This is a genomic window from Dyella sp. 2YAF14 (assembly GCF_052114725.1).
Taxonomy (GTDB): Bacteria; Pseudomonadota; Gammaproteobacteria; order Xanthomonadales; family Rhodanobacteraceae; genus Dyella.
This window is the reverse complement of record NZ_JBFRFH010000011.1, coordinates 1-12,742: the sequence shown is the minus strand read 5'-3', so window position 1 is coordinate 12,742 and position 12,742 is coordinate 1. Positions and strand designations below refer to the sequence as shown.

Sequence of the window (12,742 nt, the reverse complement as noted above, 5' to 3'; positions counted from 1 at the left end):
AGCCTTCAACGCATGGCCGATCACGTCCTCAGCGAACGCGAATATGACGATGAGTCGTTGGCGGACCTCGATCTGGTCGGCGCCACCCTCGATGGCATCCGCTTTCGCGACTGCAGCTTCACCCGCTGCAACTTCAGCGAGGCGACGCTCGCCCGGTGCCGCTTCAGCGACTGCGAATTCCAGGACTGCAATCTGAGCCTGGCCGTGCTCACCGGCAGCGGCTTCGACGGTACCCGCTTCACCGACTGCAAGATGGTTGGCATCAACTGGACGAAGGCGCACTGGCCACGCCTACGCACGGCCAAGGCATGGGTGTTCAAGCGCTGCGTACTGAACGACTCGTCATTCTTCGGGCTGGACCTGCGCGAGTTTGCCTTGATCGATTGCCGCGCGATCGATGTCGATTTCACCGATGCCAATGGTGAGGACGCGGACTTCAGCGACACCGACCTGCGCGACAGCGTGTTCGCCCGCACCCGGCTGGTCGGCGCCAATTTCAGCGGCGCGCAGAACTATCGCATCGACATCTTCAACAACGACATCAAGCGCGCACGCTTCTCGTTGCCCGAGGCGGTGGCCCTGCTCGACAGCCTGGACATCGAACTGCAGGACTGACGCTGCCAGCGGCGGAACTCAAGGTGACTTGGCATCCGCCACATTGCCCGCATCCTGCCTGTGCCACCAGCCGCCACCCAGCGACTGGAACAGCGCCACCGTATCGGAATAACGCGCCGCCCTCGCCTGCACCAGGCTCAACGCCGCCTGCTGCCAGGTGAGCTGTGCGTTGAGCATGGCGCTTTCGCTGATATCGCCGAGCGTCAACTGGCGTTTTGCGATGTCGAGGCTGCGCGCCGCCGCTTGTTCGGCGCGCTCGGCAGCAACGAGTGTGCGAGCGTCCGCGTCGATGGCGTGCAAGGTATCGGCCACGTTCTGCACGGCGCCGAGCACGGTGCTGCGGTATTGAGCTGCCGCCTGTCGATACGCCGCTTCCGCGCCGCGCTGCTTGTGCTTGAGCGTGCCGCCGTCGAACAGCGGCTGCGTCACCGAGGCGCCCACGGCCCAGAAGCCGCTGGCCGCGGTGAACAATTGGCTGGTCTTCTCCGACGCCGTGCCAAGCGACGCATTGATCTGCACATTGGGGAGACGATTGGCGATCGCCACGCCAACCTGCGCACTGGCCGAATGCAGCTGCTCTTCGGATGCGCGCACATCGGGGCGCTGCTCGACCAGCTGGGCCGGCAGGCTCAGTGGCAACTGAGTGGGCAGCTGCAGGCCGTCAAGGTCGAACTGCGCATCGATGCGCTGGTCCGGCGTGCGTCCCGTCAGTGTTGCCAGCAGGTCACGCTGTTGCGCGAGCTGCTTGTCCAGCGGCGGCAGGCTGGCACGACTCTGTTCCAGCGTGGCGACCTGCGCGGCAATGGCCGCTTCGGATACATCTCCCAGCGCCTGTTGGCGCTGCAAGGTGCCGAGGATCTTTTCCTGTTCGTCGATGATCTTGTGGGTCAGTTCGATCTGCGCTCGCAGCGAGGCTTCCTGGATGGCCGTGTTCACCACATTGCTGGTCAGGCTGAGGTAGGTCGCCTCCAGCTGAAAGCGCTGTTGATTGGCCTGTGCCGTGAGCGATTCGACCTGTCGGCGGTTGGCGCCCCAGATATCGAGCACATAGGACACACTCACCTGCGCCGTGGTCAGCGTGTACAAATCAGCGTTCGATGCCACGCCGCTGGCCACGTCGTTGGCAAAGTCCTGACGCGTGGGATTCGCGCTCGCGTTGATCGTGGGAAAGTATGCCCCGCGCTGCGCATACACCGACTCCCAGGCCGCCTGCAGCGATGCGTGCGCGGCTTCGATATCGGCATTGTGCCTGAGCGCGTCATCGATCAGGCCGTTGAGCGGCTCGGAGTGAAACAGCGTCCACCACTGCCCGGGGATATCCATCGAGGCGAGCACATGCTGCGCTTCGCCGCCCGGTCCAGCGACTGATGCTGTATCGCTGGCCATGGGCGTGGGCGAGTACGACTGACCCTGCGACGACACTTGTGGCCGCTTGTAGTCCGGGCCCACGGCGCAGCCGGTCAAGGCGATGGCCACGGCAAGGGCAAGCGTGCCGTGTAGCGAACGACGAAACGTGGTCTTGATCATGTTCACAGCTCCCGCGAGGGATGCGGACGGTGCTTGCGACGATGGCGCTCGATGCCACGCTCAACAGCGAAGTAGAAGCCCGGAAGGATGAACAGCGTCAGCAGCGTGGCGATCGGCAGGCCGCCCACCACGACAGTGGCGAGACCGCGTTGCACGTCGGTGCCAACACCGGTGGCGAGCGCCGCGGGCAACATGCCGACGCTGGCCACGGTGGCCGTCATCAGCACGGGACGAAAGCGTTCGGTCGCACCTTCGAGAACGGCATCGCGCAACCCATGCCCGTGCTTACGCACCCGGTTGATGTTGGCGATCATGATGATGCCGTTCTGCACCGCCACGCCAAACAGTGCGATGAAGCCGACCGCGGTGGCGATGTTCAAGGTCTCGCCGCGCAGGTGCAGCGAAATCAATCCGCCCACGGTAGCCAGCGGCACCACTGCCAACACCATCACCGCCTGATGCAGCTTGCCGAACTCGGCAAACAGGAACACCAGCATGATGCCCATCACCAGCGCCATCACCACCACCAGCCGCGCCTGGGCGCGCTTCTGGTTTTCGAACGTGCCGGCCCACTGGAGGCTGTAGTTCTGCTTGTCGAAATGCACCTTGGCGTCGATCTGCTGCTGCGCGTCGGCCAGATACTCGGAAAGCGCGCGATCGCGGTTGTCCACGCGGATGGTCAGCTGGCGCTTGCCCTGCTCGTGCGCAATGGTGCTCTCGCCGGTCTTGAAACGGATATCAGCCACCTGCTTCAACGGCACCTGCGCGCCGCTGGCGGAACTCAACGGCAACTGGCCGATCGCTTCGAGGTTGTTGGCGGTCTCGTTCGACACGCGCGTGGTCACGTTGTAGATGCGGTCGCCGACATAGACCTGGGTCACCGGCGTGCCGCCAATAGCCGTCTGGATCAGGTTGCTGATGTCGCCGATATTGATACCGTAGCGCGCTGCCGCGTCGCGATCGGCGGTGATCGCCAGCTGCGGGATCGGCGGCTCCTGGAAGATCGACGCCTCGGCCGTGCCGCGCACGCCGTGCAGTACATCGACAATCTGGTTGCCCACGCGCCGCAGCTCGGTGAAGTCGTCGCCATAGATGCGCAGCACCAGCGGACTGTGCGCGCCGCCGATCATGTCGTTCTCGCCATCGACGATGGGCTGGCTGATGCCCACCGACACGCCGGGTATCTGCTGCATGCGTGCATTGAAGCGGCGCAGGAAGACCGCCTTGTCCTCGCCATGCGGCCAGGTGTCGTACGGCTTGAGCCCCACGCCGGCTTCCACGTGCGACGGCGTCCACGGATCGGTGCCGGTATCGTTGCGACCCAGCTGCGTCACCACGTACGACACTTCGGGAAACTCGCGGATCACGCGACGCAGCTCGGCCGTCATCTCGCTGGCCTTGTCCAGTGACAGGCCCGATGGCATCTGCACCTGCAGCCAAAGCGAACCTTCGTCCAGGTCCGGCAGGAATTCGCGACCGATGGTGGCGCCCAGCAGCAGCACGCCGACCAGGGCGACGCCCGCCACCGTGTAGACCACGGGCAACTTGCCGAGCAGCTTGCCAAGCCAGGCCGTATATCCCGCCTGCAGGCGCTCAAGTGGCTTGTTGCGGAACAGCTTGCGCGGTTTGCGCAGCGCAAAGTACGCCAGACCGGGCGTCAACGTGACCGTGCACAGCAGCGCCGCCAGCAGGGCATAGCCCACGGTGAACGCCATCGGCCGGAACAGCTTGCCCTCGGCATGCTCGAACGCGAACAGCGGCAGATACGCCGTGATGATGATCAGCGTGGCGAAGAAGATCGAGCGGCCCACGTGCTTGGTCACCGTCATCACATCGTCTTCGGTGAGCACCGAATTGGGCCTCTCCTCGCGGCGCCGCAGGATGGCCTCGGTCACCACGATCGTGCCGTCCACGATCACGCCGAAATCGATCGCACCCAGCGAGAACAGATTCGCCGGCATATGCGTGAACTGCATCAGGATGAACACGGTCACCAGCGACATCGGAATCGCCACCGCAGCCACCATGGCCGAGCGCGGGCTGCCCAGGAACAGGATGAGCACGATGCACACCAGGCCGACGCCTTCCATCACGGTGTGCAGCACTTTTTCCTTGGTCGCGTTCACCAGGTCGTCGCGGTCGATGTACGGCACGATGCGCACATCCTGTGCGGCCAGCTGCCTGTTGAGGTCGGCGACGGTGGCGTGGATGTTCTCCAGCACGCGCGACGGGTTCTCGTACTTCAGCAGGTCGACGATGCCTTCGATCGTGTCCGGATTGCTGTCCTTGCCCAGAATGCCCTGGCGCACCTGATGACCGTATTGCAGCTTGCCCAGGTCACGCACCAGCACGGGGACGCCGTTGCTCTGGGTGACCACGATGTCGCCCAGTTCCTTCAGCGTGTGCACCATGCCGATGCCACGGACGATGTACGACTGATCGCCGCGCGTGATGCGTCCACCGCCGGCGTTGGCCGTGTTGGAGGAGATCGCGCCGGTCACCTGGTTCACGCTCACGCCGTAGTGCAGCAGCTGCGCGGGGTCGAGCTCCAGCTGGAACTCCTTGGTGAAGCCGCCAAAGATATCCACGTTGGCGACGCCCGGGATCTTCTGCAGCGCGGGTATCACCACCCAGCTCTGCAGCTCCGACAGCTGCATCAGATTCTTGCTGTTCGATTCGAGCGTGTAGCGATAGATCTCGCCCGCTGGACCAGATACGGGATCGAGGCTGGGCGTGATGCCGGACGGCAGCGTGGCTTGTGCGATGCGCTCCATCACGCGCTGGCGTTCCCAGTAATCCTCGGCGCCGTCCTTGAACACCAGGGTGATCAACGACAGGCCGAACGTGCTGCTCGAGCGCATGGCCACCAGACCCGGCGTGCCGGCCAGCGCGCGCTCCAGCGGCGTGGTGATCTGCTGCTCGATCTCTTCAGCGGCTAGGCCCGGCACCTGGGTGGTGACCTGCGCGGTGACGTCGCTCAGTTCCGGGTAGGCCTCGATGGCCAGCTGCGTCCACGAGTAGTAGCCGAAGCACAGCACCAGCACCGACACCACCAGGAAGATCACGCGCTTCTGGAAGCAGAAGTGGAAGATCGCGTTAATCATTGAGCAGGACTCCGCCCTTCACCACCACGCGATCGCCAGCCTTCAGCCCCTTGACCACGCGTGCATCGGTCGACTCGTCGTAGCTCAGCACGATCGTGCGACGCTCGAATGCCCACGGCGACACTTCCACGAACACCGTGGTGTTGTCGTTGTTCATCAGCAAGGCGGACTCTGGCACGAACACTTGTGCCGGTTGCGCCACGGCGATGCTGGCCTTCGCGAACATATTGGGCTTCAGCCGTCCATCCGTATTGGCGAACACCGCGCGCACCATGTCGCGACGCGTATCCGCCTGCAGCACCTGGCTGACGAACCCCACCTGGCCGTGGAACACCTGATCGGGATAGGCCGACAGCGTCGCATCGACGGCCTGCCCCCTGGCGATGCCGCCCACGTCCACCTCCGGCACGTTCGCCGTGATCCACACCGAATCGAGATCGGCGATCGTCATCAACGGCGTGGTGGTGTCGTTGGCATAGGTGCCGGGCGCGGCGGACAGCGCCGTCACGTAGCCGCTCACCGGTGCGGTGATGCGGATGCTGCGCGAGGGGCCGGCCTGCCCGGCGACATTGATCGATTGCAGTCGCGTCTGCGCGCGTTCGAGTTCGGCCTGGGCCTGGCTGTAGGTGCTTTGTGCGGCTTCCAGGTCCTTTACCGCGTTGCCACCGGCCTGTTGCACGCCGCGCGCGCGATCGAGCCCTTTCTTTGCCAGCGCGAGTGCGTCCGTGGCCTTGGCGACATCGGCATACGCCTGCGCCATATCGCCGGATTCGATCACCGCCAGCAACTGGTTGCGCGCGACATGATCGCCCAGCCCGACCTTGAGCTCGGTGATGCGACCGGTGAGCGGCACCACCACGTTGGCCGTGCGCGCAGGATCCGATTCCACCGTGGCGGGAAACACCATCGTATGAGGCGCGGCGCGCATCTCTACCGGTGCGATGCTGAGCGCCTTGCGCAGCGGGGAGTCAGCGGGAACACGCAGCATGCCGTGGTCTTCCACGAACGGCGGCGACGGTGCCTGATCGTCGGCGCGGTGCGAACACGCAACCAGGGACAGACCGGCGAGAGCGATGAAGAACGAGGTGAGGCGTAGCGTCATGGGTATTCCCCTTGCAGTACTTGGCATGCCTGCCCGCCACGGTCATCGACCATGAGGCAGTGTTTGCGAAGGGGATGGCGCGCGTCTCTTCAGGAGACCGAGCGCATGACCCGCTCGCGGACTGGCCGTTGCCGGCCGCCGCGTGCGGGTGTCACTCCAGGGGGAGTGAACGCAGTAGCGGGGTCGACTCGGTCAGCAAGAATTTTCGATGTCAGTCGATGGGTCCGGGTCCAATGTGCCGCTGCTCCGTTACAAGTTGAGTACGTTATCCAATGAGGCTTACGTCAGGTCGTCGCGGGCTCGCGAACAAGGCGATCCTGCAGCAAACCGGCGCGCTCCAAAGGCAGGTAAGCGAGTGCTGCCAGGTGAGAGTGAATACGCTTGAGATCGCGCAAGATGCGCAGATAGACGTCTCCACCGCCGCCGCCATCGCGACGTTCGCGCAGCGCACGGATATGGCGCTCCGACGCTTCGTTCTCCAGCTTCCACAGCACCTCCTTGCGCGCCATCAGCTGCTGCGCTGCACGCACATCGCCGCGCAGGAACACGGTGAGGCCCAGGCGCAGGCTTTCCATCACCTGCGTGTGCATCAAGGCCAGGTCCTGGATGTCTTCGGCCGAAAAATCCTGGCCGCGCTCTGCCTTTTTGGCGGCGAACTCCATCAGGTTGTTGGCGGTGATGTCGCCGATGTGCTCGATGTTGATCACGAACGCGAGGATCTCCTGGCTACGCTCGCCGTCCTCCTCGTTCAAGGCTTCGCCGTTGAGGTCGGCGAGATACTCACGGATGGCCATGCCGAGTCGATCCAGCGAGGTGTCCATGCGGCTGATCGCCGTGGCCCGCGCGCGGTCGTCCTTGCCGAACACTTCCACCAGCCCCGTGAGCATGCCTTCCACCATGTCGGCCATGCGCATCGATTCGCGCGCGGCATTCGCCAGCGCGACGTTCGCCGTTTCCAGCGCACCCTCGTCGAGGTATTGCGGCACGCCGGGATCGTTCGGCTTGGGCGGATCGGGCAGCAGGCGCACCAACAGGCGCGCCAGCCTTTCCACCGGCACGATGAAGAGCAGAGCGAGCGACAGATTGAACGCCGTATGGAAGTTCACCACGATGCGCGCCGGCGAGGCGCCCAGCGGTGCCAGCCAGTGCGCCAGCAGCGGCAGCATCGGCAGGCACACGATGCAGCCGAAGGCTCGCACCATCAGGTTGCCCATCGGCAGGCGACGCGCCACCGGCGTGTGCGCTTCCATCAAGGCAGGAATGGTGCCGCCGAGATTGGCGCCGAGCACGAGCGCGAGTGCACCGGAGGCATCGACCACACCCGCATTGGCCAGCGAGACGATCAGCAACACCACCGCCACGCTCGAATGACAGGCCCATGTGAGCAGCGCGGCCACCAGCATCGCGAGCACCGGCTCGCTGGCCAGGCTCTGCAGGATGGCGCGCAGCACCTGCGCGTTTTCCACCGGCGCCATCGCCCCCACCAGCAGGTGCAGCGCCAGCAGCATCAGCCCAAGACCAATGGAGACGCGGCCGATGTTCTCGTAACTCACATCGTCGGTGCGGCGATGGATGGTGAAGCCGATCAGGATAAGCACCGGCGCCACCACCGCGATATCGAACGACATCACCTGCACGATCAGCGTGGTACCGACGTTGGCGCCGAGCATCACGGCAAGACCCGGCGCGAGACCGAGAAAGCCGCTTGCGGCAAACGACGTGGCCATCAGGCCGGTGGCCGTACTGCTTTGCAGGATCGCCGTGACGCACACGCCGAAACCCAGCGCGGCCGGACGATGACCGAGGTAACGACCCATCCAGCGGCGCAACGCGCTGCCGTAGCCACGCAGCACGCCGCTGGTGACCATGTGCGTGCCCCACAGCAGCAGGGCGACGTAGCCGGCGATATCGAGCAGAGCGAAGGTGCCTTTCATGGCGCGACCTCCTTGGGTAGGCGGAATGCATGAAGCATCCGCGGACTTCCTTGCGGGAGTCTTTGGTGTGGAGCGAAACGCCTCGGCGTCGCACTGAAGGAAACGCTGGTGACTGCCCGTCAAGGGCGAAATTTCGCGTTGCATAGCTGCCGTCATTCCGGCAAACCGCAATGACGAATTAGCGAGGCGCGGCAGACTCTACCGCCGCGCCCTCACCTCACAACCAGCGTCCGTACCGCTTGATGTAAACCAGCTTCACCAACTGCGTCAGCACGCAATAGGTGAGCACGGTCAGCGCGAGCCAGCCGAAATAAATGCCCGGCAGCGGCACCATGCCCAGCTTGCCGCCGATCGCCGTGAACGGGATCAGCATGCCGATGATGATGATCGCCGTGGTCAGGGCCAGCACCGGTGCCGAGGCGATGCTCTGCAGGAACGGGATGCGGCGCGTACGGATCATGTGCACGATCAGCGTCTGCGTGAGCAGGCTTTCGATGAACCAGCCCGACTGGAAGAACGACTGGTGCGCGTTCGAATTGGCGCCGAACAGATACCACAGCAGCAGGAAGGTGGTGATGTCGAAGATCGAGCTGACCGGTCCGATCCACACCATGAAACGGCCGATATCGCTGGCATCCCACTTGCGCGGCTTGCGCAGGTACTCATCGTCCATGCGGTCGAACGGGATCGACAGCTGCGAGATGTCATACAGCAGATTAAGCACCAGGATCTGCAACGGCAGCATCGGCAGGAACGGCAGGAACGCGCTCGCCACCAGCACCGAGAACATGTTGCCGAAGTTGGAGCTGGCGGTCATCTTGATGTACTTGATGATGTTGCCGAAGGTGATGCGACCTTCGATCACGCCTTCTTCCAGCACCATCAGGTTCTTTTCGAGCAGGATGATGTCCGCCGATTCCTTGGCGATATCGGTGGCGGTATCCACCGAGATGCCCACGTCTGCTTCGCGCAGCGCGGGCGCGTCGTTGATGCCGTCGCCCAGGAAACCCACGGTGTGGCCCTGGCGCTGCAGCGACTTCACCACGCGTGCCTTCTGCAGCGGCGACATCTTGGCGAACACGGTGGTGCGCTTGACCAGCGCGTCGAGCTCGTCGTCGTTCAACGGCTCGATGTGCTTGCCCTGCGCGGAGTGCTCCACGTCCAGGCCCACTTCGCGGCAGATCTTGCGCGTCACCGCCTCGTTGTCGCCGGTGATGACCTTCACTTCGACGCCGTGGTGATGCAGCGCCGCGATGGCGGTGGCCGCGCTGTCCTTCGGCGGATCGAGGAACGCCAGGCAGCCGACCGCGATCAGGTTGCTTTCGTCCGCCACGCCATAGGCACGGCCGGCCGGCGGCTGGCGCTTGATGGCGACCACGAGCACGCGCAGACCATCTTCGTTGAGGCCGCGCGTCATCGCCTTGATGTCGGCACGCATCTCGTCCGTCATCGGCAGGATCTCGTCACCGGCCTTGGCCGACGCGCAGATCGACAGCATTTCCTCGACGGCGCCCTTGCACACCAGCAACTCGTTGCCATCGCCATTGCCCAGCACTACCGACATGCGGCGGCGCTGGAAGTCGAACGGGATCTCGTCGACGATGCGGTAGTGCTGCGCGACCACTTCCAGGTCGCGATGGGTCAGCACCGCCTTGTCCATCAGGTTCTTCAGGCCGGTCTGGAAGCGGCTGTTGAGATAGCCGTATTCCAGCGCCTCGTCCGACTCCTCGCCGTACAGATCGAGGTGACGTTCCAGCACGATCTTGTCCAGCGTCAGCGTGCCGGTCTTGTCCGTGCACAGCACGTCCATCGCACCGAAGTTCTGGATCGCATTGAGGCGCTTGACCACCACCTTGCGCTTGGACATCGCCAGGGCGCCCTTGGCCAGGTTCGCCGTGACGATCAGCGGCAGCATCTCGGGCGTCAGGCCCACTGCCACCGACAGCGCGAACAGGAAGGCTTCCCAGAAGCTGCCCTTGTCGTACCAGTTGATCGCCAGGACGATCGGTACCATCACCAGCATGAAACGGATCAACAGCCAGCTGACGCTGTTCACGCCGCGATCGAAGCTGGTCTGCACGCGCTCGCCCACGATGGTGCGCGCCAGCGAACCCAGGTAGGTGCGCGAACCCGTCGCCACCACCACCGCAGTGGAGGTGCCGCTCACCACGTTGGTGCCCATGTAGCAGACGGTGGGCAGATCCAGCGGATTGTCAGCGTGCTGGCCGCCTTCCATTTCGTCGGCGCCATGCAGGTGCGCGGGCGCGGACTTCTCCACCGGCAGCGATTCACCGGTGAGGATGGCCTGGCTGATGAACAGGTCCTTCGCCGATACCAGGCGAAGATCCGCGGGCACCATGTCCCCGGCGGCGAGATGCACGATGTCGCCGGCGACCAGTTCGCTCACCGGCACTTCGATGCGCTCGCTATGGCCGTCCGACGCGCGACGCGTCACCGTGGCGGTGTTGCGCACCATGGCCTTGAGCTTTTCCGCGGCCTTCGACGAACGGTATTCCTGGGTGAAGCTGAGCAGCACGCTGATGCCCACCATCACCGCGATGATGATCGGGCCGGTGAGATCGGAGCTGTCCGTCGCCAGCTGGACGATGGCCAGCACCAGCAGCACGATGATGAACGGGTTCTTGAACGCCGTGAGCAACTGCACCGACCAGTGCGGCGGCTTCTCGTGCGACACCTCGTTGAGCCCGTCGCGATCCAGGCGCTCGGAGATCTGCTCTTCGTTCAGACCGGCGGCACTGGTGTCCAGCGCCGCATACAGCGCCTCGTTGTGGCGGAACGCTTCCTGCGCCACGGCCACGCGCACCGGCGCGGCGGCGCTCGTGCCGGCCGCCTTGCCTGCGACGGTCTGGGTGGAGTGCTTCAACATGACTCGCTTCCGTGAAATCGGTGACATCTGAGCCGGACCAGCGAGCCGGCGGGACCTGTCCCGCGCGTGACGCCAATGCCTGCGCTACGAACTTCGTCGCAATCGACGCCCGCGGACTGGTGGGGGCCAGCCCTTGCGCGGCAGCTCGAGGCGCGGCGAGGTTTTCATCAGTGACTGGATACCAGTTGCAGATGACGATGCGCTTGCGAAATAGCATGTTCCTGCCAACGCGCGGCCTGGCGGCCGTGCGGGGCATCGGAATGACGAAGGTCGGACGACGGGGAAGACTGCGCCTCGCCCAGCGGGGCAGGCACAGTGATCGTCCAGGAACGGCGGGTATCCGCACGACGGCTTGCCAGCGCGCGGGGTGCGACGCGCAGGCGGAAGAATTCGCGAAGGAGCTTCATGGCCCTTTCTCCTCGTTAACGGCGCCAACAGCGCCGTCAGAGGTGGGCCGGTCTTCCCTAGTCCAGGAAAGCGCCAGCCGACCGCAGGCGGTCGCCGCAGCAGATCAGCTTGTTATGCAATGCCGGCACCCGATGCTCGCGGATGTCGACGTTGCGACTAGGGTAAACGTCCATATGCCTTGGGTTGATAGGACAGAGGCCACTGAGGGCGCGTAACGCCCGGTAGCGGGCGAATTGTCTTGCTGCGGTGCGCAAGTGTCAACCCTGTGACGGGGGTTTGGGGGGCGAAAGTTGTTGCGGTGAGGTGGGTGTGTTTTTGGTGTGAGCCCAGCGCAGGTAGGTTTTGGTCGTCACCCAGGCGCACCCAGAAAGGACGGGGATCGGTCGCGCCTTTCGACAGCCGACTGGCTGATCATCCATCGCCCCGGTGTTTGGTTTTAGCGATACGGCGATCTGGCTCGCCTGCCGCGGGCTTCCGTCCTCCTGCCCGCGACGCAAAGCTAGTCCCCTTTTTGGGAAGGCCGGGAGAAGGCCCCCCCCCGGATGACGCGCCTTCCGGGCCTGCGGCCCTCCAGGTGCGCGGTCGGGTTACGGGGACCCCGAAGGTCACGAGCGACATCAAGAGCCGGGCAGCGTCCCGTGTTGCAGGCCCGGGCCGGCAGATCTTTTGTAGGAGCGCACTTGTGCGCGACCAACCGGAGCGATCCACCGCGGCGCTGCGGTCGCGCACGAGTGCGCTCCTACAAGGGTTTCGCACGCTGTGACGCCCATTCAATCTTGCGATCGCTCTTTGTGGGAGCGCACCCTGTGCGCGACAAACCTACGGAGCGGTACACCCCAGCGTGGCCGTCGCGCACAGGGTGCGCTCCCACAGACAAGCGGCAGGCGCGGCAAAGGACGGAGCGATGCCCGAAGCCGATGCGCAGCGAGGCCCCGCTTTAAGTCCTCAGCGATTCGGGCGCGTTGCGCAGCGCTTTGCGGTATCCCCTGTGTACCCTCGGAGGTTGTCCCATCAGACGCGCCTCGAGCGTTCGGGCTTATCCCAGCACGATGCTGCGGGCGTTATCAGGCCATTTTCTTTGGGTTACTTTCGACGCGAAGCTAGTCCCGAGGGATCTTTTGGGCCAGCAAAAGAAAAGTGACTCGAGCGGCGGCAGCCGTTCGAA

Annotated in this window: 7 protein-coding genes; 1 reads left to right on the top strand and 6 read right to left on the bottom strand. The window is 64.5% G+C overall.

Annotated features, from left to right (window positions below):
- Nucleotides 1-12: 12 nt before the first annotated feature.
- Nucleotides 13-615, top strand: coding sequence for a pentapeptide repeat-containing protein (locus AB4Y82_RS15500; RefSeq protein WP_441605199.1), 603 nt, complete (start codon nucleotides 13-15; stop codon nucleotides 613-615).
- Between the two features lie 18 nt (nucleotides 616-633).
- Here the strand turns inward: AB4Y82_RS15500 and AB4Y82_RS15495 are convergent, their stop codons facing one another.
- The 6 genes from AB4Y82_RS15495 to AB4Y82_RS15470 all read right to left on the bottom strand — a co-directional run bounded on the left by AB4Y82_RS15495 (nucleotide 634) and on the right by AB4Y82_RS15470 (nucleotide 11,576).
- Nucleotides 634-2,142, bottom strand: a complete 1,509-nt coding sequence (locus AB4Y82_RS15495) for an efflux transporter outer membrane subunit (protein ID WP_441611462.1) — start codon at nucleotides 2,140-2,142, stop codon at nucleotides 634-636.
- A 2-nt stretch (nucleotides 2,143-2,144) separates the two neighbouring features.
- Nucleotides 2,145-5,246 carry an efflux RND transporter permease subunit gene (locus AB4Y82_RS15490; protein ID WP_441605197.1) on the bottom strand — a complete coding sequence of 1,034 codons (3,102 nt, stop codon included), beginning with the start codon at nucleotides 5,244-5,246 and terminating at the stop codon, nucleotides 2,145-2,147.
- Complete coding sequence (locus AB4Y82_RS15485) at nucleotides 5,239-6,348, bottom strand: efflux RND transporter periplasmic adaptor subunit (protein WP_441605196.1); 1,110 nt, start codon at nucleotides 6,346-6,348, stop codon at nucleotides 5,239-5,241. The genes AB4Y82_RS15490 and AB4Y82_RS15485 overlap by 8 nt, the downstream gene beginning before the upstream one ends.
- Before the next feature lie 284 nt (nucleotides 6,349-6,632).
- Complete coding sequence (locus tag AB4Y82_RS15480; protein ID WP_441605195.1) at nucleotides 6,633-8,282, bottom strand: Na/Pi cotransporter family protein; 1,650 nt, start codon at nucleotides 8,280-8,282, stop codon at nucleotides 6,633-6,635.
- Nucleotides 8,283-8,499: 217 nt separating this feature from the next.
- A complete protein-coding gene (gene mgtA, locus AB4Y82_RS15475; RefSeq protein ID WP_441605194.1) occupies nucleotides 8,500-11,169 on the bottom strand; it encodes a magnesium-translocating P-type ATPase in 2,670 nt (889 codons plus the stop codon).
- 167 nt (nucleotides 11,170-11,336) lie between these two features.
- A complete protein-coding gene (locus AB4Y82_RS15470) occupies nucleotides 11,337-11,576 on the bottom strand; it encodes a hypothetical protein (protein WP_441605193.1) in 240 nt (79 codons plus the stop codon).
- Between the last annotated feature and the right edge of the window lie 1,166 nt (nucleotides 11,577-12,742).